The sequence below is a fragment of the Salinibacterium sp. CAN_S4 genome, assembly GCF_015752305.1.
Classification (GTDB): Bacteria; Actinomycetota; Actinomycetes; order Actinomycetales; family Microbacteriaceae; genus Rhodoglobus.
The window spans coordinates 204,774-226,305 of sequence record NZ_JADOVB010000001.1; the positions used below are offsets into that span (position 1 = coordinate 204,774).

20 protein-coding genes are annotated in these 21,532 nt (G+C 65.5%); 11 read left to right on the plus strand and 9 right to left on the minus strand.

Annotated features, from left to right (window positions below; translation table 11 throughout):
- Positions 1–9: 9 nt before the first annotated feature.
- The 5 genes from IWX81_RS01075 to pepN form a co-directional block, all read right to left on the minus strand.
- A complete protein-coding gene (locus IWX81_RS01075; protein WP_199279437.1) occupies positions 10–624 on the minus strand; it encodes a DUF2510 domain-containing protein in 615 nt (204 codons plus the stop codon).
- 62 nt (positions 625–686) lie between these two features.
- The gene (locus IWX81_RS01080; protein WP_199279438.1) at positions 687–1,109 is read right to left on the minus strand and encodes a nitroreductase family deazaflavin-dependent oxidoreductase; all 423 of its coding nucleotides are present in this window, start codon (positions 1,107–1,109) and stop codon (positions 687–689) included.
- Between the two features lie 35 nt (positions 1,110–1,144).
- A complete protein-coding gene (locus IWX81_RS01085; RefSeq protein WP_199280373.1) occupies positions 1,145–1,528 on the minus strand; it encodes a globin in 384 nt (127 codons plus the stop codon).
- A gap of 71 nt (positions 1,529–1,599) precedes the next feature.
- Positions 1,600–2,655, minus strand: coding sequence for a mechanosensitive ion channel family protein (locus tag IWX81_RS01090; protein WP_199279439.1), 1,056 nt, complete (start codon positions 2,653–2,655; stop codon positions 1,600–1,602).
- A 61-nt stretch (positions 2,656–2,716) separates the two neighbouring features.
- On the minus strand, positions 2,717–5,260 hold the full coding sequence (pepN, locus tag IWX81_RS01095; protein ID WP_199279440.1) for an aminopeptidase N: 2,544 nt from the start codon (positions 5,258–5,260) through the stop codon (positions 2,717–2,719).
- Between the two features lie 83 nt (positions 5,261–5,343).
- Between pepN and IWX81_RS01100 the strand changes: the two genes are divergently transcribed.
- Positions 5,344–5,964 (plus strand): mycothiol-dependent nitroreductase Rv2466c family protein, encoded by a 621-nt coding sequence (locus IWX81_RS01100; protein WP_199279441.1) that lies wholly within the window; start codon positions 5,344–5,346, stop codon positions 5,962–5,964.
- 49 nt (positions 5,965–6,013) lie between these two features.
- Positions 6,014–6,616 (plus strand): hypothetical protein, encoded by a 603-nt coding sequence (locus IWX81_RS01105; protein ID WP_199279442.1) that lies wholly within the window; start codon positions 6,014–6,016, stop codon positions 6,614–6,616.
- Here IWX81_RS01105 and IWX81_RS01110 read toward each other — a convergent pair.
- Entirely contained in the window at positions 6,569–7,240 is a 672-nt protein-coding gene (locus IWX81_RS01110; RefSeq protein ID WP_199279443.1) for a hypothetical protein, read from the minus strand. The two genes, IWX81_RS01105 and IWX81_RS01110, sit on opposite strands and share 48 nt — an antisense overlap.
- A gap of 83 nt (positions 7,241–7,323) precedes the next feature.
- Here IWX81_RS01110 and IWX81_RS01115 point away from each other — a divergent pair, with 83 nt between their 5' ends.
- Genes IWX81_RS01115 through IWX81_RS01135 form a run of 5 tightly spaced genes read left to right on the plus strand, consistent with a single transcriptional unit; the run spans position 7,324 to position 11,934 of the window.
- Positions 7,324–8,304, plus strand: a complete 981-nt coding sequence (locus IWX81_RS01115; protein ID WP_199279444.1) for a DUF2332 domain-containing protein — start codon at positions 7,324–7,326, stop codon at positions 8,302–8,304.
- Between the two features lie 56 nt (positions 8,305–8,360).
- Positions 8,361–8,849, plus strand: a complete 489-nt coding sequence (locus tag IWX81_RS01120) for a ribose-5-phosphate isomerase (protein ID WP_199279445.1) — start codon at positions 8,361–8,363, stop codon at positions 8,847–8,849.
- Positions 8,849–9,796 (plus strand): Fpg/Nei family DNA glycosylase, encoded by a 948-nt coding sequence (locus tag IWX81_RS01125; protein ID WP_199279446.1) that lies wholly within the window; start codon positions 8,849–8,851, stop codon positions 9,794–9,796. Before IWX81_RS01120 ends, IWX81_RS01125 begins: the two co-directional genes overlap by 1 nt.
- A 16-nt stretch (positions 9,797–9,812) precedes the next feature.
- Positions 9,813–10,490 (plus strand): FMN-binding negative transcriptional regulator, encoded by a 678-nt coding sequence (locus IWX81_RS01130; protein WP_199279447.1) that lies wholly within the window; start codon positions 9,813–9,815, stop codon positions 10,488–10,490.
- Positions 10,477–11,934 carry an amidohydrolase gene (locus tag IWX81_RS01135; protein ID WP_199279448.1) on the plus strand — a complete coding sequence of 486 codons (1,458 nt, stop codon included), beginning with the start codon at positions 10,477–10,479 and terminating at the stop codon, positions 11,932–11,934. Before IWX81_RS01130 ends, IWX81_RS01135 begins: the two co-directional genes overlap by 14 nt.
- A gap of 63 nt (positions 11,935–11,997) precedes the next feature.
- On the opposite strand, the gene IWX81_RS01140 is transcribed toward IWX81_RS01135, so the two are convergent.
- Positions 11,998–12,486 carry a Dps family protein gene (locus IWX81_RS01140; protein ID WP_199279449.1) on the minus strand — a complete coding sequence of 163 codons (489 nt, stop codon included), beginning with the start codon at positions 12,484–12,486 and terminating at the stop codon, positions 11,998–12,000.
- A gap of 175 nt (positions 12,487–12,661) precedes the next feature.
- On the opposite strand from IWX81_RS01140, the gene IWX81_RS01145 reads away from it, so the two are divergent.
- The gene (locus tag IWX81_RS01145; protein WP_334592553.1) at positions 12,662–14,053 is read left to right on the plus strand and encodes a sensor histidine kinase; all 1,392 of its coding nucleotides are present in this window, start codon (positions 12,662–12,664) and stop codon (positions 14,051–14,053) included.
- Between the two features lie 19 nt (positions 14,054–14,072).
- Complete coding sequence (locus IWX81_RS01150; protein WP_334592555.1) at positions 14,073–14,720, plus strand: response regulator transcription factor; 648 nt, start codon at positions 14,073–14,075, stop codon at positions 14,718–14,720.
- Positions 14,721–14,739: 19 nt separating this feature from the next.
- On the opposite strand, the gene IWX81_RS01155 is transcribed toward IWX81_RS01150, so the two are convergent.
- The gene (locus tag IWX81_RS01155; protein ID WP_199279450.1) at positions 14,740–18,480 is read right to left on the minus strand and encodes an SCO7613 C-terminal domain-containing membrane protein; all 3,741 of its coding nucleotides are present in this window, start codon (positions 18,478–18,480) and stop codon (positions 14,740–14,742) included.
- A gap of 111 nt (positions 18,481–18,591) precedes the next feature.
- Between IWX81_RS01155 and IWX81_RS01160 the strand changes: the two genes are divergently transcribed.
- Complete coding sequence (locus tag IWX81_RS01160; RefSeq protein ID WP_199279451.1) at positions 18,592–18,765, plus strand: hypothetical protein; 174 nt, start codon at positions 18,592–18,594, stop codon at positions 18,763–18,765.
- 5 nt (positions 18,766–18,770) lie between these two features.
- Positions 18,771–19,664, plus strand: coding sequence for an alpha/beta hydrolase (locus IWX81_RS01165; protein ID WP_199279452.1), 894 nt, complete (start codon positions 18,771–18,773; stop codon positions 19,662–19,664).
- Positions 19,665–19,669: 5 nt separating this feature from the next.
- On the opposite strand, the gene IWX81_RS01170 is transcribed toward IWX81_RS01165, so the two are convergent.
- A complete protein-coding gene (locus tag IWX81_RS01170; RefSeq protein WP_199279453.1) occupies positions 19,670–21,523 on the minus strand; it encodes a glycoside hydrolase family 2 protein in 1,854 nt (617 codons plus the stop codon).
- Between the last annotated feature and the right edge of the window lie 9 nt (positions 21,524–21,532).

The following is a 21,532-nucleotide window of genomic DNA, read 5'->3' on the forward strand; positions in this document are numbered from 1 at the left end:
TCGCTGAGCTCAGTACGTGAACGTCAACATCTCCTGCACCATCTGCGAGACGAGCAGGCTCGTCCAGATCGTCGAGACGATCAATGAGACCCCATACATGGCGATGGCGGCCCACATCGGCGCGATGCCACGGCCCGTGCGTCGACGCACGACGACCGATCGACCGATGACATAGACCGGGGACGACAGGAACGTCCAGGCCCAGTGGAACGGGCGAGGAACTTCTCGCTCGATGAGTGTTTTCCGGTCGAGGTACGCGAACAGCGCGCAAAGGCCGTAGACGACCACTCCTCCCAGTACCAGGGCGATGTAGCCCGGCGAGGTCAGGATCTGCAACTGGGCCATGCTCGCTGCAGTGGGATCCGCGGCATCCATTCCCGAGTACATGCCGCCCAGGTCGATGGTGAAGAGCAACGGGAGGGTGAGATACGGCAGGAACGTCATGAGCCAGATCCACGGCGTGTAGACCTCCGTGTTGTCGGGAGCCCTGAGCGCTGCGGCCGGAGCCGTGGGATCGTACGGCTTCTGACGGTGGTCGGTCCACTGTGTGCCGTCCCACCATCGTGATGTCGCGGGCTCTGTCGGATCCGGATACCAGCCGGCCGGGGTCACGGGAGTGGTCATGGTTCAGCTCACTTTCGTATCGACGGGCAACGCCAGCGAGACTATCGTGCACACGGGAATTTTTACTCAGTTTTTCTGGCGATCCCGATAACGGGGATGATGCGCTCGGTTTTCGCCTGGTATCCGGCGAACCCGGGATTGGCCGCAGCGAAGATCGCAAAGAGTTCGTCCCGCCGGGAGCGATCGACCTCGGTCGCCACGGCATCGTAAGCATCGATTCCGTCGCCCGTGGCCTGTTCGATTCTCACATCGGGATTGGCCACGAGGTTGTGGTACCACGCCGGATTCTCGGGAGCGCCGGCTTTCGACGCTATGACAAAGGTCTCACCAGCCTCCGTGAAATACATCATCGGGCTCGTGCGGGCTTCTCCCGACTTCGCGCCGACTGTATGAAGCAGCAACAGCCGAGCGCCGGTGAATGGCCCACCGACCACACCATCGTTACCTCGAAATTCTTCGATGATCGCCCTGTCCCAGTCACTCATGCCTGCGAGGCTATCGCCCCAGAGCGCCGCGAGTCCTACTCGTCGAAGGTATTCACCATCGACTGTGCCGCGCGGTCGAGGTAGGCCCACAGCGTCGCATCCTGCAGCGGCGGCAGCGCGAGGGTGTCGAGCGCGGCCCGCATGTGCGTGAGCCAGCGGTCACGGGCATCCGGATTAACCTTGAAGGGAAGGTGGCGCAGACGCAGCCGAGGGTGACCCCGCTCGTCGCTGTAGGTCGTAGGCCCGCCCCAGTACTGCTCGAGAAAGCCGGTCAGGCGCTGGATGGCACCTTCGAGGTCGGGTTGCTCCGGATACATCGGCAGCAGCACCTCGTCGGTGGCGATGCCGTCGTAGAACGCGCGCACGAGCTTTTCGAAGGTGGGCCGGCCACCCACCTGCTCCCAGAAGTTGCCCTGCACCGATTCGCCGCCGGAACTGGCCCGCAGCCGTATCGAAGCGGGCTGGATCGGCGCGGGCTGGATCTCGTCGCTCACGATGTGCCTCCGGGTGGTGGGGTCTTCGGTCCGGTCCGCGGGGCGGGGGCCTCGCCATCCGGATCCTGCACCGCGACGGGCTTGGTCTTGGGCGGCCGTGCACCATTCACGCTCGCCGCATTCTCGGCTCCGGAGAGCACCATCGTGTTGAGCGCAGGCAGGCGCACACCCATGTCGTCGAGCGAGGTCTTGAGCCGTGCGCGGAGCTCGCGGGCCACGTCGTCTTTCGATGCCGATGCGGTCTTGACGACGATGCGCAGCACGACGGCCTCGGCAGAGATGGATTCGATGCCCCAGATCTCGGGCTTCTCGAGAATCCGGGACTTCCACTTTGAGCTGGTGGACATGGTCGTGGCCGTGAGCAGGATCCGGTCCTGCACGGCATCGACGTCTGCTTCGTACGGCACGGCGAGGTCGATGATGACCCTGGCCCAGCCCTGCGACTTATTGCCGACGCGCAGGATCTCGCCGTTGCGCACGAACCACAGGGTTCCGTTGACGTCGCGCACCTGCGTGATGCGGATGCCCACGCCCTCGACCACGCCGGTGGCAGGCCCGAGGTCGACCACGTCACCCACGCCGAGCTGGTCTTCGGCGACCATGAACAGGCCACTCAGCACATCCTTGACGATGTTCTGCGCACCGAAACCGAGGCCGGCACCGAGGGCGGCGGTGATCAGCGCGAAGGCTGATGTTGCCCCGGGGAAGAGCTCGTTGAACAACACCAGGACGGCCATGATGACGATGACGGTCGTGACGATGTTGCTGAGAACGCTGCCGAGGGTGCGGGTGCGCTGCACCACCCTGACCGCTGCCAGGGGTGACATCAGCAGCGCCTGTGTGTCGTCGAAGTTCTGGCGCTTCTTCGCCCCGTTGATGATGCGGCGCACGACGCGGCGGATCGCGAACAGCAACACCCAGCGCAGAATTATCGCACCGACGACGACGAACACGACAGTGAAGATGTGCCAGTCCGCGTCGAACGCGACGAGGTTCGCGACGATGTCGCTCCAGGGCGTGGTGGTCGCAGGTGGTTCGGTCGTCTCGTACATAGCCCGTCAAGCTTAGCGACGGCGGCTGTGCCCGCTCTGGAGGGGCACAGCCGCCTATCGACTAGTTGGCCGCGTCGCGCTTCTGCGCCTCGATCGCCCGCTCGACACCCGCGAGGTTCTCGACGAGCATGCGACGGAGCGCAGGGACACCCGGGTTGGCCGCGAGCCACGCTTTCGTGGCATCCACCAGTTCGGTAGACGCCAGTGGAGCGGGGTACAGCCCCATGATGATGTACTCGGCGATCTTGTAGGAACGGTTCTCCCAGATGTCATTGATCGACGCGAAATACGGCTCGACGAGGGACTCGAGCGAGGCCGGGTCGTTGACGTGCTGGTAGCCCATCGTCGCCATGCGCACTATCGCGTTCGGCAGGGTGTCGCTGGTCACGAGCGAATCGAAGGCAGCGCGCTTGCCCTCGACGGTCGGTATCGTGGCACGCGCCCGAGCGGCGGCCTGGGCACCGTTCGACGTGTTGTCCTCAGCCAGTGCCGCATCGATCGTGGCGTCATCGGCGGCTCCGTTGAGCACGAGTCCTTCGAGGATCTCCCAGCGCAGGTCGGTATCGATCTCCAGCCCATCGAGGGTGACCGAGCCGTCGAGCAACCCGGCGAGCGTCGAGGCGTGCTCATCGGTGGATGCCGCGTTGGCGAAGAACTTCACGAACTGGAACTGTGAATCAGACGCGGCTTCAGCCTCGAGCGCCAGCGCCCACAGTGCGTCCCCGACGGTCGCCAGGGTCGCGGCTCGCGTCGAAGGATCCATATACAGCCGTGCCACGCTCACCACCTGGCTGAGCGTGGTGCGGATCGTGGTGGATTCCGTCTCGCTTCCGATGTTGTTCAGCACGAGGTGCACGTAGTCGCTCGCGGCCGTCTCGGCGTCGCGAGCGGCATCCCACGCGGCTCCCCAGACGATGGAGCGGGCGAGCGGGTCACTGATGTCGGCGAGGTGCTCCATCGCGACCGCCAGCGACGCGTCATCCAGTCGGATCTTCGCGTAGGCGAGGTCCTCGTCGTTCACGAGCACGAGGTCCGGGCGACCGAGCCCGACGAGCGCCGCGACATTGGTCTGCTCGCCATCGACATCGATCTCGATGCGGTGGTCGCGCGTGAGCTTGCCGCCGCTCAAGTTGTAGAAGCCGATCGCGAGGCGGTGCGGGCGGATCGTCGGGTAGTCGGCAGCGGCCTCCTGCAGCACGACGAACGAAGTGATCGTGCCGTCGTCCGTGGTGGTGATCTGCGGACGCAGCGTGTTCACGCCGGCGGTCTCGAGCCAGAGCTTGGTCCACTCGCTGAGGTCGCGGCCGCTTGTGGTCTCGAGTTCGACCATGAGGTCGCTGAGCTCGGTGTTGCCGAACTCGTGCTTGGCGAAGTAGTTGCTCACTCCCAGCATGAACTCGGGGAGCCCGACCCACGCGACGAGCTGCTTGATGACCGATCCACCCTTGGCGTAGGTGATGCCATCGAAGTTGACCTGCACGTCTTCCAGGTCGTTGATCGTCGCCACGACGGGGTGGGTGGACGGCAGCTGGTCCTGCTTGTAGGCCCAGCTCTTCTCCATCGCCTGGAATGTCGTCCACGCTTCTGTCCACTCGGTGGCCTCGGCGGTCGCGAGGGTCGATGCCCACTCGGCGAAGCTCTCGTTGAGCCAGAGGTCGTTCCACCACTTCATCGTGACGAGGTCACCGAACCACATGTGTGCGAGCTCGTGCAGGATCGTCACGACGCGACGTTCCTTGATCGCGTCCGTCACCTTGGAGCGGAAGATATAGGTCTCGGTGAACGTCACGACACCCGCGTTCTCCATGGCGCCGGCGTTGAACTCCGGCACGAAGAGCTGGTCGTACTTCTCGAAGGGGTACGGGTAGTTGAAGTGCTTTTCGTAGAACTCGAAGCCCTGCTTCGTCTTCTCGAAAATGTAGTCGGAGTCGAGGTACTGGCTGAGTGACTTGCGGGCGAAGATCCCGAGGGGGATGACCCTGCCGTCGCTCGACGTGAGTTCGTCGTGCACCGAGACATAAGGGCCGGCGACCACGGCCGTGATGTAGCTGGAAAGGATTCCGGTGGGCGGGAACACCCAGGTCGCGGAGTCACCCTCGACGACCGGCTCGGGCGCGGGGGAGTTGCTCACGACAACCCAGGCGGCCGGCGCGGTCACGGTGAACTGGAAGGTGGCCTTGAGGTCGGGCTGCTCGAAGACGGCGAACACGCGACGGCTGTCGGGCACTTCGAACTGCGAGTAGAGGTACACCTCCTGGTCGACGGGGTCGACGAAGCGGTGCAGGCCCTCACCGGTGTTGGTGTACGCGGCGTCGGCCACGACATCCAGCACATTCTCGGCTGCGAGGTCATCGAGCTGGATGCGCACGCCATCGCTCACGACGGCGGGGTCGAGCTCGGCACCGTTGAGGGTCACCGAGTGCACGGCGGTGGTGATCGCATCGATGAACGTGGATGCGCCATCCTTCGCCGAGAAGGTCACCCTCGTCGTGGTGCGGAAGGTTTCGGGGCTCGACGTGAGGTCGAGCGAGATCTCGTAGCTCGACACCGAGACGAGAGCCTTGCGCTCCTGGGCTTCGATTCGGGTGAGGTTGTCTCCAGGCACTGGCACTCCTTGTGATTCGGGTGCGGCTCGTGACCGCACCGATCCAGCTTAGGCACTCGGATGGCCGGAGCTAGTGTGGAATCGTGACTGAGACCAACGAGACCCGCACCGCCGTCGATTTCTGGTTCGATCCGAGCTGCCCCTGGGCCTGGATGACCAGCCGCTGGGTCGACGAGGTTGCCCGCCAGCGGCCCCTCGACGTGACCTGGCACGTGATGAGCCCCGCAGTGCTCAACGAAGACAATGACGTGAGCGACGAGTACCGCGCTTTCTTCCCCAGGGCGCTCAGGTACACGCGGCTCGTGACTGCCGTGGGTGCGCTGCACGGCGCGGACAAGGTCAAGCCGCTGTATGACGCGCTCGGCGAGCTGATCCATCCCGGCGGCAGCACCGATCCCGACACGGTGATCCCCTCGGCGCTCGCTGCTGTCGGCCTGCCAGCGGACCTCGCGCGATACGCCGACAGCGACGAATTCGATGTCCCGATGCGGGAATCGCACTTCGACGGCATCTCCCGGGTGGGTGAGGATGTCGGCACCCCCGTGATCGCCGTCAACGGTGTGGCGTTCTTCGGTCCGGTGATCTCTCCGGCGCCCCGCGGGCAGCAGGCGCTCGACCTCTGGGACGGCGTGGTCGCTGTCGCCTCCTACGATGGCTTCTTCGAACTCAAGCGCTCACGCACACGGGATCCGATCTTCGAATAGTCGAGGCGAGGCCGGGCGTGGCGAGCCCGCTTCGCGAGACAATGGAGCAATGCGGTTGTTTCGTCGGCGGAGTTCGGTAGAGCTCGGCACCTACAAGCCGCCAGCTCCCGTCGAACCTCCTCCGATCCCGCGGATCGTGGACGACGGTGTCCTGATCGCCGAATCGCTGCTCGTGATGACGCTGCGCAACCAGGTGATCGTCAACGTGCTGCGGGACAGACGCGATTTCGACCAGGAGTCGCTCTTCTCGATGGCCACGAAAGAGCTCGAGACCCTGGCCGACAATGAGTGGGAGACGGCGGAGCGATTGCGCATGCGCCGCGAGCACACCAGTGTGGATGACCCGTGGCTGGAGGATCCGGATATCTCCGGCGATCACCGACGCGAGAGCCAGCGGCGCGAGGCCGTTCACCGGGCGATGTCAGACGCCTTCGCGGCCCGGGCCAGCGATCGCGACGTGCTCTCCGCGCTGGTGGAGCGATCGCGTGCAGGTGCCTGGGATGAGATCTCGACGGTACTCGTCGACAGGGCATTCCAGCCGGAGCCTGTGCGCGATGCCGACTATCAGGCGCACAGGGGCGAGCGACTGGGGGCGCTGATCGCCTTAGACCTCAGCGAACTCGCTGCGGAGCGTGGAGTCTCGCTTCTCTAGACCCCGGGTCTCCGGTATTGCCGTCATATCCTCGACGAGTTCGATGGTGCTGACCAACAGGTGCTTCAGGCGTGCGTCAGCATCCGACACGCAGGCCAGAGCGATACCAGCGACCGCCGTGTGCACGATCGTGGTGGCCGTTCTTACGGTGAACTCCCTCGAGCGAGCTCTCGACATGTATTTTCTCGCCCAGCGTTCCTCCCCGGGTGCCGTGAGGAATGCTTCAGCAGCGACGGCCTCCAGCTGCGGTGAGTCGACAGAACCGAGGGCGACGAGCATCCCCACTGCCAGGGCGCGCTGGCGTTCGAAGCTCGCGATCGGCAGGGCCGCGGCCGCGGCGTGCACGGCAATAGCTACGGTCACCAGCGGATCGCGGCTCGTCAGGCCGACCACGCGATGGATGTGCTGGGTGAGGCTCGCTCGCGTGGCATCCGTCGACAGGTCGTTGACATTACGCGCCACGGCTGCGAGCACCGGGTGCGTGCACGCCGGGTGGTCGCTCCACTTTTCACCGGCGAGATAGGAGGCGAACTCCATGAAGCAGGCACCTCGCCGCGGGTTTCGGTGCCGCCCGGCGGACAGGATCGGCATAACCAGTTGTGGTGCGGTTCGTGAGCTTGTCATGGTGCTCTCCTTCGCGAGGAATCCCTGCGACAATTCTGCGCCTGGGCTGGCTTTATCGCCAGAGGAAAGCGCAAAATCGGGGGATGGAACCTGTGGGCGATGTCGGACCGACAACCGCCGAGCGTTACCGGTCTTTCGCCGAGGTCGACGGACTGGGGCAATCTCCGGTCTACGCGGAGTGGGCCTTCGGCGTGGCCGATGATCCGGCCATCGTCGAGCTGATCGACGAGTTACCGCTCGCTAAGCGGCAGGTGAATCTCGTGTTTGCCGCGGCACGGGCCGCCGGCGCGGCCATAGGCGGCTATCCAGAATTCCGCGAGTGGATGCTCGACCACTGGGCCGCGGTTCGCAGCATAGCCATGGCGCGGTCGACGCAGACCAACGAGGCCGCGCGCTGCGGGGTGTTGCTGCCGCTACTTGCCTCGCTGGAGCAGCCAGTTGCACTCATCGAGGTTGGCGCGTCTGCGGGGCTGTGCCTGTACCCGGACCGCTACAGCTATCGCTATGGGGACACGGAACTTCATCCGGTCGACGGACCGAGTGAGGTGGTCATTTCGCCTCAGATCTCCGGTCGTGTGCCTGTGCCGCAGCGAATGCCGCAGATCGCGTGGCGGGCTGGCATCGACCTCAACCCTCTCGATGTGAACGACCCTGTCGAGATGGCGTGGCTCGAAGCCCTTGTCTGGCCCGAGCATGACGAACGTCGAGCCCGGTTGCGATCGGCGGTGCGCATCGCCCAGCAGGATCCGCCGCGCATCATGCGATCGGATGCCGTCTCGGGGCTGGCGGCCCTGGCGGCCGAGGCTCCGGCTGACGCCACACTGGTGATCTTCCACAGTGCGGTGCTTGCCTACTTCTCACAACAGGGCAGGGACGATTTCGTTCGACTGGTCTCCGGATTGCAGGCGCACTGGATCTCGAACGAGGGCCAGACTGTCACTCCCGGCGTGAAGGAGCGACTCGCCAGCGCACCGGTGGATCCCGCTCTCTTTGTGGTCGCGATGGACGGGAACCCCGTTGCTCTCGCGGGCGGCCATGGTCAGAGCCTCCAGTGGATCGACTGATGGCGGAGCCGGAGACGGTGATTCATGGTCGGCCCCGCGATCCATAAACTGGCTGGATGCGCATCCACATCGCCACCGACCACGCCGGCCTCGAGTTCAGCGACGACCTGAGGCAGCACCTGTCATCGGCGGGGCACGAGGTCATCGATCACGGGCCCACGAGCTATGACGCACTCGACGACTACCCCTCGTTCTGCATCAACGCCGCGCTCGCGGTCGTCGCAGACCAGGCCGCCGGAATCGAGTGCCTCGGTGTGGTCTTCGGCGGCTCGGGCAACGGCGAGCAGATCGCGGCTAACAAGGTCGCCGGCGCCCGTGCTGCGCTCGTCTGGAATGAGAGCACAGCGCTGCTGGCACGTCAGCACAACGATGCGAATGTGATCTCGATCGGTGCGAGGCAGCACACGGTCGATGAGGCCAAGCACTTCATCGATGTGTTCATCGCCGAACCATTCTCCGGCGAGGAGCGCCACGCTCGGCGCATCGCCCAGCTGGGCGAGTTCGAGACCACGGGTTCGATCGCCGGACACGAGATCCAGCGCTGATGCCAGAAGGGCATTCCGTACACAGGCTCGCCAGACGATTCGACCAGCTTTTCGTGGGTCGGCAGGTCTCCGCATCATCCCCTCAGGGTCGTTTCGCCGGTGGGGCGACGCTGATCGATGGACGATGGATGACGCGGGCCATCGCCGTCGGAAAACACATGTTTCTCGAGTTCGACAATGACCTGTGGCTGCACGTGCACCTCGGGCTCTACGGAGCATGGGATTTCGCCGGTGACATCCACGCTGAGGCGCTCTCATCCCCTTCCGGCGAAGAGACGGTCGTCGGCGAACACGAGGATTCGCTGTCGAGTATCGGCGCGCCTCGACGGGCCCGACTGCGCGTGTCGGAGGACGAGACACTCACCGGCGACAGTGAGAACTTCCCGGCCGCTCCGGTGGGAGCGGTGCGAGTCAGGCTTCTGACGCATTCCACCGTGGCTGACCTTCGAGGACCGACGGCGTGCGACGTCCTGCGCGCTGAGGAGGTGCAGGCCAAGATCGACACCCTGGGGCCCGACCCCATCCTGGATTCTGGTCGAAAAGCCGAGAATCGTTTCGTCGCGTCGGTCATGAAGCGAGCCACACCGATCGGGCTGTTGCTCATGGATCAGTCCGTCGTAGCGGGAATCGGCAACGTCTACCGCGCCGAGATCCTCTTCCGTGCGCGGTTGAACCCGTATACGCGAGGTCGTGACCTGGACGAGAAGACAGTTCGGGCTCTGTGGAAAGACTGGGCGAAGCTGTTGAAGATCGGTGTCGACACGGGCCAGATGCTGACACGGGACAATCTCGGCCCGAATCCCGCTCGCGGCCCGATGGCCAGACGCGCGAACCGCCATTGGGTCTACCACCGGGAAGGGCTGCCGTGCCGGGTCTGCGACTTCCCCATCGTCATGGACGTCATGGGGGCGCGCAAGCTCTACTGGTGCCCGCAGGATCAAGTGTGAGCCGGAAGGGCCAACAATGAGAGTGACTCCGACCTATCTGCTCACCGACCCTGACGAGGTCAAGCGGCTCATCCGCGAGAACCCCTGGGTGACGATGGTGTCGACGACGTCGGCGGGGCTGGTGGCATCCCATTATCCCGTCGTGCTCGAAGACACCGACGATGGCATCAGCATCGTCAGCCACGTCGGCCGGCCCGACGAGCAGCTCCACGAACTGGGGCAGCACGAGATGCTCTTCATCGTGCAGGGACCGCACGGCTACATCTCCCCAGGCTGGTATGCGAACAGCGATTTCGTGCCGACCTGGAATCACGTGACGGCTCACCTCTACGGCACGCCCGAGCTGCTGACCGACGAGGAGAACTTCAGGGTGCTCGACGACCTCGTCGATCATTTCGAGCAGCGGATGCCGCAACCGGTCTCTCTCGACATCGACGAGCACACCGCCCGCCGCATGGCGCGGGGGACCGTCGGGCTCAGGCTGAGGGTCACCCGCTTCGACGCCAGGCTGAAGCTGAGCCAGAACAAAACGCCCGAGGTGTTCGATCGGATCGTCGAGGCGCTCGATGGTGACGGACCGTACAGTTCTCCCGCCCTGGCCGCCGAGATGCGTCGCGTGCGGGATGCAGCCGCACTCGTGCCCTCGGAGGATGACACGATTGCAGTTGAGGATACCGACGATGCTGCTTCGTAACGCCCGCATCTCACTCGGTGACGGCACGCTCGTCGACCTGCAGATCGAGGATCGACTGATCGTCTCGATCACGGCGGCAGGTGAACCCTCAGGCCATGCGGATGAGATCGATGTCGGCGGGCGCTGGGTCTCTCCCGGGCTGTGGGACAACCACGTGCACGCGAGCCAGTGGGCGCTCATCGCGAAACGTCTCGACCTGTCGACGGTCACGTCGGCTCGCCAGGCGGCCGGACTCGTGGGTGGCGCGCTCGCCGCGGGAGCTGCCGTAGCACCGGGCCAGTCCTTCGTCGCCTCGGGGTTCCGGGACGGCCTGTGGCCCGACGCGCCGTCCCTCGAACTACTCGATGCGGTCAGTGGTGGAGTTCCGGTCGTGCTCATCAGCGCCGACCTCCACGCCGTGTGGCTGAATTCTGCTGCGCTCGACCTCTACGGGCATCGCGGCAACGCGACCGGGCTGCTGAGGGAAGATCCGGCGTTCGAGATCACCCGGCAGGTCAACGCCGTTCCCGTCGATGTGCTCGATACCTGGATCGTGGATGCCGGCCATGCCGCTGCCGCTCGCGGAGTCGTCGGGGTCGTCGACCTCGAGATGGCCTGGAACCTCGAATCCTGGCAGCGGAGGATGGGCAACGGATTCGACAGCCTGCGTGTCGAGTTCGGCATCTACAGCGAGCACCTCGAGCAGGCCATCGAGCTCGGGTTGCGCACGGGCGATGCCATCCTGCCGCTACTCACCGTCGGTCGATTCAAGGTGCTCACCGACGGGTCGCTGAACACCCGGACGGCATATTGTTACGACCAGTACCCGGGGATGGAAGGTGAGCCGCATTCGCACGGGATGCTCACGGTGCCCCCGGCCGAACTGCTGCCGCGCATGCGCGCTGCCGTCGACGCCGGAATCGAACCGTCCGTGCACGCCATCGGAGATCACGCCACGTCGCTGGCCCTGGATGCGTTCGAAGAACTCGACAGTGGCGGACGGATCGAGCACGCCCAACTGGTGTCGAACTCCGACATCCCGCGATTTGCCGCCCTGGGAGTCACTGCGAGCGTGCAGCCCGATCATGCGATGGATGATCGCGACGTTGCCGAGAGGTTCTGGGCCGGTCGCACGGGTCGTGCGTTCCCGTTGCGCGCACTGCTCGATGCCGGAGCGCAACTGGCGATGGGATCCGACGCTCCGGTGTCACCGCTCGACCCGTGGGTGACGATCGCCGCGGCAGTCGGGCGCACGCGGGATGGGCTCGAGCCGTGGCATCCTGAGCAGGCGATCACCGTGCGCGAAGCCCTCGCGGCGAGCACCCGCACGACGGTCGCCCCGGGTCAGCCTGCTGACCTCATCGTGACTGACCACGATCCCGATGCCCTGGCTGCGACCCAACTGAGGGACGTGGTCGTACTGGCGACTCTGCTGGGCGGCCGGATCACCCACAACGCCCTCTAGCTGCTGATCGTTAAAGCAGAATGCGGGCCGACTCCACTGGAGTCGGCCCGCATGATGTGAAAACTACTTCGTGGCGAGGTGAGCGAAAAGGAACCAGCGGTCCTTCTCGAGGCCGCGAGCGATCTCAATCGCGACATCCTGGCTCACAGGGTCGAGCTCGGCAAGCTCGGTGACGGCGGTGCGCACAGTGACGAGAGTCGCGTCGATGGACGCGATGACTTCGGCGATCACGGCATCGGACTGCTGGAAGCCGGCGGTGAGAGCGGGGGTGGTGGCCCGGGCGCCGACGGTCTGGATGCGGGCGTCGATCGGCAGGCCCAGGGCGACGACGCGCTCCGCTGCGGTGTCTGCATACTCGCGGACGTGGTCGACGACGTCATCCAGCAGCAGGTGCACAGCCTGGAAATTCGCGCCGCGTACGTGCCAGTGCGCCTGCTTGCCGTCCACCGACAGCGCGGTGAGGTCGGTGACGACCGGGCCGAGAAACTGTGCGACACCGGAGGTGACATCCGGGTCGGCCGATGCCTGGGGAACTGCCTGAACTTCAGTCATGGGAGACTCCTTCTCTGTCTGTCTGGGTTCAACGCTAGTCACGCTGTCATATTCCGCAAGCAAGCTGAGGCAACACTAAGTCGGCGCGACCTGCAGTAACCGGGGGCTAACCCCACGGCGATTCGGTGAGGCTGCCCGCTGGCACCCGGCAGGGCCGATTCGGGAGGCTTGAGCCATGATTGCGACAGACTTGGCCAGTGACCCCACACCGGCAGACGACATGAGTACACCGACGCCGACACCGATGCCGAAGACGGGCAGCCGCTACGGTCGACTCTGGCGGCGCATGCCGGCGGAGCTTCTCTACCTGCTGGTCGCCTTCCCGATAGCGCTCACCGGCTTCGGGATCGTCATCACGCTCTTCTTCACCGGCATCGGTACGCTGGTGACCTTCTTCATCGGGGTCGTACTGATCATCGGTGCGCTGTATGTGGCGCGCGGATTCGGGACTCTCGACGTGATGCTCATCGAATGGACCGGGCGGCCCGCCATCCCGCGACCGGAGTGGCAGGATGCCCGAGCAGCGACCGGCTTCTTCGGCTGGCTTCGCGCTGTGCTCGGTAACGGCCACTATTGGTTGTACCTGCTGCACACCATGATCGTGGACTTCATCATCAAGACCGTGACGTGGACGATCACCATCGTCTGGCTGTCGATCGCGGTCGGCGGGCTGACGAACTGGTTCTGGGACATGCTCACGCCGGGCGGAATCGGCGACTGGTACCTCTCGCAGTGGCTCCTCCCGGATGCCGCGATCGACTTCCGGATCGCCGACCGGATCCTGCTCCTGCTCGTCGGGGCCATGTTCCTGGCGACCCTTCCGTTCGTCACTCGCGGGCTGACATCGCTCCACTGGCTCATCGCCCGCGGCATCCTCGGTGCCTGGAAGTCGGATGCGCTTCAGCGCGAGGTCATCACGCTCGCTGCGTCCCGTGGAGCTGCCCACTCCGCCGAGGGTCACTCGCTTCGCCGGCTCGAGAGGGACATCCACGACGGACCCCAGCAGCGACTCGTGCGGTTGCAGATGGACCTCGCGGCCGCGGACCGGCAGCTCGCGGCGGATCCTGAGCAGGCGCGGATCCTGATCGGGGAGGCCATGCAGCAGTCGAAGGATGCCCTCGAGGAGCTTCGGGCGCTCTCGCGGGGATTCGCGCCGCCTATCCTGCTCGATCGCGGACTCGTCGCCGCGCTCGAGTCCGCGGCAATTCGCAGCACAGTGCCCACCCGCGTCGTGGACGAACTCCCACCGGGCGCCGAGTTCGCCCAGGAGATCGAGCGAAACGCCTACTTCGTCGCCAGCGAGGCCCTGACCAATGCGGCCAAGCACTCTGGCGCGACAGAGGTCGAGGTGGTTGTCTCGCTGCAGAACGGCGAAGGGACACACCTGGCTCTGCGAGTGACGGACAACGGGACCGGCGGAGCTTTCTCTATCGCCGGCCACGGCATCGCGGGACTACAGGAGCGACTGCGGGGGCTCGGGGGAACTCTCGAGCTCAGCAGCCCTGCCGGTGGACCCACGGTGCTCACGGCGAGTATCCCCGTGGCATCGCCCACGCCCGTCTCGTGAGCCGTGCCATCCTTGGGGCATGACGTCGTTGCGAGTGGTGGTTGCTGACGACTCCGTGCTGCTGCGCGAGGGTCTTGTGCGAGTGCTCGACGAAGCCGGATTCACCGTGGTCGGCTCCTACGGAAACGCCATAGACCTCCTGGCGCAGCTCGAGACTCTCGACCCCGATGTCGCGATCCTCGACGTCAGGATGCCGCCGACGTTCCGCGATGAAGGGGTGCGGGCCGCGATCACGGCGCGCGGGCTGAAACCCGGTCTCGGCATCCTGTTGCTCTCGCAGTACGTCGAGGTGGCCTACGCGCAGGAATTGCTGTCGGCCGGCCGGGGAGGAATCGGCTACCTCCTGAAAGACAGGGTGGCGTCGCTCGACGAATTGAAGGATGCCGTGCAGCGTATCTCCGCTGGCGGAACCGTGCTCGATCCGGAGGTGGTTGCGCAACTGCTCGGTCGCCGCGGAGACCCCCTGACCACGCTGACTCCTCGCGAGCACGAGGTGCTTGCACTGATGGCCGAAGGGCGAACGAATGCTGCGGTGGGTGCCGCGCTCGTGATCGGCACGGGCGCTGTCGAGAAGAACGTGACATCCATCTTCCAGAAGCTGGGGCTCGACGACTCAGGCACCGACCACCGGCGCGTGCTCGCGGTCCTGGCCTGGCTGCAGCGCTGACCCCCCGGCCGACCGACGATTACCGCAGCGCGGAAATCCGTCCCCCGACCGATTTCAGGTCGCGCACGCGTTTCTCCAGTGTGATGGCGACGAACAGGATGATCGCGCCACCGATCACGGCCCACACCCACCATTCCGTGAGCTGGTACACGGCGACGAGCTGGGGAGCGAAGGTGCGGATCGCGTGGATCAGCACCACGACGGAGCCGAGCACGAGCGGCGCCTGGAGCTGCCCGACGGCACCGACCACGATCAGGATGACGCACGCTGCGCCGAGCGCGACGAGCCGCCAGATCGGGGCATCGGTGAAGGTGGCGAACAGCGAGGGCACCAGGAGCACGAGGATGCCCGGCGCGAGCCAGGGCCAGCTGCCCGCCTGTGGATCACGACGGAGCCGCACGGTTCCCACCGCCAGCAGTGCGACGGCAAGCGTGCCGGTCGCCCACTCGAACGGGTCTATGGCGCCGATGACGGTGGTCGTGATGGCGACCACGACAGCGCCACCGAAGGCGATCCACCCGACTATGCGCGTGAAGGGAGCGCGGTCGACGAGCTGTGAACCCACCGAGATGCCGGCGAGGAGCACGAGCAGGATCCCGGCTCGGACGGCCCCGAGAGCAGTGTCCTGGATGACCGAGAGTTCGATCACGACGATGCCGACCAGTGCCGCGACCAGCACGACAACGGCTGCTTCGATCCGGCGCCGCCGGGTCTCGGGGTGGGTGATCCGGGACTGGATGACCACCGCCGCGACGAGCACGATAAAGGTTGCCGCCGTCCAGATATCGAGTTGGGCGTCCTCGCGCAGGGGCACCATTGAGATCACGAGCGGTCGTCCGAATCCCGCGACCAGCAGGCCTGCCGCGCTGGCCGCGGCCGCAGCGTCGAGGTAGGGACGAAGGCCAGCAGGTCTCGAGTCGAGGCTGGCCGCCATCAGCACTGCTGCACACGACGCCGTGATGATGACGGTGCGGACGGTCGGGCCGGTCATGGCCACGACCGCGATGGGGAGGATGGCGACCAGCAGCGCCGCGAGGAAGATGTACGGCGCCGCTGCACTCGACTCGTTCCTGCGGTCAGCGCTGCGCCAGTCGAGCAGCGCGATGAGAAGGAGCGCTCCGGCGAGGGGGAGCGCGAACGGTTCGACCGGTTCGACACCGGCGTCTCCGAGCGCCCACCACAGCCCAGCTACGGCGAGCACGAGAGCGAGCCAGCCGATGTACTTCCGTGGGCTGGCGGACGAAAAGAGACCGTCTCGCGAGATGGCGAGCAGGAGTGCGGCCACCCCGGCAAGCTCGAGCACCAGCCACAGTGAATCGGATGGCACAGGGTAGATGACCAACGGGGCGGAGAAGATGACGCTCGCAACGGCGACGATGCCGACACCGATCTCGAGCGGCACTCGTGCGCCTCTTCCGCGGAGGTCGAGTGCCAGGGCGACGGCGCTGACGATGAGCGCCGCCGTGATCGGGGCGACCGCCGCCGCGAAGGAGGGCAGCGATGTTGCTCTCGCCAGGGAGTCGAGTGCCCAGGCTGCCGCCGGCGCGATGAGCACGGATGCCGCGATCCGCTCGGCCCGGAACCTCGCCGAAGGGGCGATCTCCGCCCACAACGCGAACCCGACGACGAGTGCGGCAGACAGCGCGAGAGTGATGGGGGGGAAGGGGAGCACGAGCCCGGCAAAAGTATCCCTGCTGGCCGCGACGAACCACAGGACTGCTCCGACTCCGACCGATGACGTGAGAGACAGCCAGAAGAGCACTCGCGCTTCGAGCGCGGACAGGCGGCGGGACAGCACGGCGGACGCCGCGAGGAGCAGCACGGCCAGGATGCCGATGAACAGCGTCGATTCGAGAGCAGAGTCAGCACCACCGGCGAAGCGTTCGTTGACGTGGAACCCTTCGGCGCCGATCGCGATGAACGACAGGACAATCGCGAGCCCGAGAGTCGCGGCTCGGGTGACGGCCTGCTTCGTCGCAACGCGGGCCGCGATCAGGAGCGCGATGACGCCGAGGGATCCGTACCACCAGGTGTCGATGCTCGCCCACGATGACAGGTACGCGAGAGTCATGGCGACGAGCGAGCCGGCCGCGATGGTGATCCGGATGCCCGTGCTCCAGCCGAGCCTGTGTGCGATGCGGAGCGCCACAAGCCCGGCGGCAGCGAGCAGCAGCCACGCCGCGACTGTCGCCCACAGCACGCCGACAAGCGGCACGGCGAGCAGGAGAGTCGCGAAGCCGGCGGCCATCACGATCAGAAGGCGCTCGTCGAGCGTGCCGGCGATCGCCCATGCAGCGCCGACCAGCACGACGACGACCAGGAGCGCGAGAATCGCGGCAGCGTTGCCCGCACCGAAGAGAAGAAGGGAGCCGCCGGCGACGGTCCAGGGTGGAGAAGCAGCCGCGACGACGACGGCCGCGGGCGTGACCGCATAGGTGATCGGGGGCAGCAGGATCAGGATGCCGATCGCGGCGGCGGTCTTTGCGGCGATACCGCTGAACTGTGCCGCAAGCCCGACCCTGGTCGCGCGAGACAGGAACTCGAGCCCGAGAGCCACGATCGCGGCGGCGACGACAGGCCAGAATGCGGCGAATCCGGCGTCGGGGGAGCGGGTGGCGACAACGAACGTGGCGCTCGTGAGCGACGCAGCGCCGATCACCGCAGCCAGTCGGGCGGGCACCAGGGGACTGCCGAGTCTCACCACGAGCCAGACCTGGGCGAGTGCGACCAGGGCGACACAGGTCTGCGCGACCGCGGGTGCCGCTTGTCCGGCCGCCACGAAGTCGCCCGAGATGAAGGGGCTGGTTCCGGCAGCGAGAATGAGCCCCAGAACGCCGAATCCCGCCACGATCGACTTCTCGGCCCTGTGCCTGAAGGCGGCGTGGGCAAGCCCAGCCACGGCCAGCCCGATGAAGGCCGCAAACAGGGTGATCGAGACATCCACGGCGTCGAATGCGCCACCGATGAGAAGCGCAGCGCCCGGCGCGAGGGCGATGGATGCCACGACGCTCGGTAACCGCAGGCCCGAGAGTCGGTGCCACGCGGTGAACGCGACGGCTGAGAGCAACAGCGCGATTCCCCAGTAGACAGGGTCCCGCACAGCTCCCGCGCCAAAGAAGTCGTTGGCTTTGATCGCATAGATGTCGAGATAGACGAAGACGACGGCGAGGGCTGCAATACCCTCGGCGGTGACGCGCAGGTTCCTCGAACGAAGAATCGATGCGCCCGCGATGGCGGCCGCCGTGACGGCCAGGATGATGACTGTTCGCCACACGAGACCGAAGTTGATGAACGCGTACACGAGGAAGAAGATCGCGCCGATCGACAGCAGCGACACCCCGGTAATGAGCAGGATGACCTGCACGCCCACATGCCGTCGCGGCGCCACGGGCTGCGTGGCTGGGGGCTGTGGCGGCGCCGGCGCAACATCCGTCACTACCTCAGGCTCGGGGTCCGCGATCGTCGGCGGTGCCATGGCAGCGAGGACCGGCGCAGAGATCACAGACTGCTGTTCCGCCTCCACGGCGGCCGAGTCGAACCGGATCTGCCCGATGAGCTCGAGCCGACGGTCGAGGGCGGCCGCGGCATCCTTCGACTCTGAATCGAGCCGGGCAATAAGTGGGCTCTGCAGGTCGAGGCCACAGGTGCCGCAGGCCAACCCATCGCGATCGACGAGGCAGGCCGGACAGACCTGGTTGGAAAGGTCTCGGGGGTTGCGCGGAAACTGCACGAATCCGACGTAGGGCAGGAAGGTACTCATCGCGGCTCAGGCTACTGCGGGCAACGCGAATATTGGTCACATCGCCCCCGAACTGGGGAATGTCGGCCATGGCGTGCCGGAGGGCGGGGACGTCGCAGCTATTATGGGATCGTGAACATCGTCGCTTTCATCATCTCGCTGGGCCTCTTCGTCCTGGGCCTGTACGTCATGGGTTCGGCGTTCTACGTGGAGGGAGCCGAGTTCATCGTCTTCCTCGGCGGAATCCTCCTGAGCAGCCTCGGGGTGTTCATCCCCATCCACGTCCTGAAGCGCATCGACGGCTGACCGCCGTGCCGAGTCTGATGAGCAGGCTCGCGCCGCTCATCATCACCCTCCGGGGTTCGAAGCGCGGTTTCAGCACTGCCCAGCGCACGCTCGACGACGTCGCGCGATTGCAGCGGCATCCGAAATCCTTCACACCGCCGGCGCGATTAGCGTCGAAGGTCGACATCACCCGACGAGACGTCAACGGCTGGCCGGTTCACTATGTGTCGCCGAAAGGCAGGCAGCCCACCACGAGGGCGATCTTCCTGCACGGTGGATGCTACGTGTACGAGATCGACCCTGTGCACTGGAACTTCGTGGCGAAGCTCGCTGTCGAAGCGGGAATCACGGTCATCGTGCCGATCATGCCGCTCGCGCCGACGGGCACCGCGAGCGTGATAGTTCCCGCCGTGGCTGACCTCGCCGCGTCGGTCATGGCCGAGGTCGGAGCCGAGAATCTCAGCATCATCGGGGATTCCTCAGGCGGAGGGATGTCGCTCGCGGTGGCGATGGAGTTGCGCGACCGCGAACTGCCCCCGCTGCACAGGATCGTGCTCATCGCGCCCTGGCTCGACATCAGCGGAACCGATCCGATGCTCGCCGTCATCGCGCCGACCGACCCCTGGCTCGCTGTGCCAGGGACCCACGCTGCGGGCGGACTGTACCGTGACGAGCTGGGGGAGGGGGACTGGCGGGTGAGCCCCATCCACGGCGACCTGACGGGGCTCGGGCCCATCACCATGTTCAGTGGCACGCGAGACATCGTGCACGCCGACGCAATCCGGTTCCTGCCGCTCGCTGCCGACGCCGGACTCGAAATCGACTACTACCAGGGCCAGGGCATGCTCCACAACTACCCGATCCTGCCGATGCCGGAGGGCGACACCGCCAGGATGGCCGTGGTCGCGGCGATCCGCTGACCGCTTCAGTTCGAGCGAGCGATGATCGCCCTCAGCGCCCCGAGCGGTGCCTTGGGCGTGCGGTCGTCGGCCAACAGTCCGTTGGTCTCCTGCAGGGTGTCTGCAAGCTGGGTGTAACAGAATCCCGCGAGGAACGTGCTGTCATCGAGAGCACCGACGACAGCCTCGAGCCGCTGCAGGTAGTCGTCTGTGCCTGTAGCGCTCGAATATCCCCACGCATCAGCGTCTGAGTAGTTCGTAGCGAAGGAGATGCCACCGAACTCGGTCAACATCACCGGGCGATCTCCGATCTCCTGGCCATCCAGCACCACTCGACGCCCCGCCGGACCATGGCCCTCCAGTAGCCGATCCTGGGCGGCATCATCGAGGTAGCGTGCGCGCAGCACAGCGCCGGAAGCCTCGTAGTCGTGAACGCTGATGATGTCTGAGTCGACGTGTTCCCAACCGTCATTCGAGATGACGGGGCGCGAGCCATCCAGGGCGCGAGTCATCGCCACCAGAGCGCGGGCAAATGCCTGCATCTCGGGGGAGTGTTCGATGTGCTGCACACCCCAGCTCTCATTGAGCGGAACCCAGGTGACGATCGATGGATGCGAGATATCCCGCTCCATGACCGACATCCACTCGGTCATCAGTCGTGTCGCCGCAACGCTGCTGAACTCGAACGCTCCGGGAGCTTCTGCCCAGACCAACAACCCGAGACGATCAGCCCAGTAGAAAAATCGGGGATCTTCGAACTTCTGATGCAGTCGTGTCGCATTGAATCCCAGCTGTTTGGTCAGTTCGACATCCTGCCGAAGCGCGTCAGGTGTCGGGCTCGCCAGATGAGATTGGGGCCAGTATCCCTGATTGAGAACCGACCGCACGAAGTATGGCCTGTCGTTGAGAATGAATCGTCGATCGCTCGCGCGGGCCGACCTCAGGCCGAGATAGGACGAGACGACGTCGATTGCGTGACCGGTGCCATCGGTCAGGGCGACCGTTGCATCGATCAGCCTCGGGTGCTCGGGTGACCAGAGCAGCTCGTCCCAGGCCTGACCGTTGCGCTGTTCGGCGATCTGCACCACGCCGACTATGCCTGCGGAGACTGCGGGAACGGTGAGCTCGGCGATCACCCGACCTTCGAAACGCAGAGTGATCGACACGGTGGAGCCGGCCGAGGGGGTGCGGTTGAGATCGACGCGAGCATCGACGGTGCCGTTCGTGAGATCAGGAACCCAGTGGATGAGCTGTATCGATGTTGCTGCAGTCGATTCGAGCCACACCGGTTGCCAGATTCCCGAGGTGCGGTGATACCAGATCGAGTGGGGCTCGGCGCGCCAGTCCTGCTTGCCGCGTGGCTGGGTCACATCGGCAGGGTCGTCTTCGGCTCGAACGACGAGTGTGTGCTCATGGCGATCGTGATCGAGTGCCGCGGTGATGTCGAAGGAGAACGGTGACTGGCCCCCCTCATGGCTACCGACGAAGGTCTCATCGATCCAGACCATGGCACGGTAGTCGACGGCTCCGAAGTTCAGGTGGAGGCGTCGCTCGGCGATGCCATCGGCCACGAGAAATCCGGACTCGCTGAGATCGTCGCCGCTCAGGGTGCGCGAATACCAGACGACGGGATGAAAGCCGGGATCGTGGATGCCCGACGCCTCGGACTCAAACGGGAACGGGACGACTATCGTGCGGTCGAACACGTTGTCGACGAACCATCTGGCGTCGAGGCCTTCGTCGTGATCGTCGAACGCGAATCCCCATGGTCCTTGCAGGTCACACCAGTCGGGCCGCACCAGCTGCGGTCTTGGATATCGCCCGTCCTGGATGCTGGCCCTGAAGTCGACAGGGTCATGGTCGTAGGCGTCGCTGCTCATACCCATATC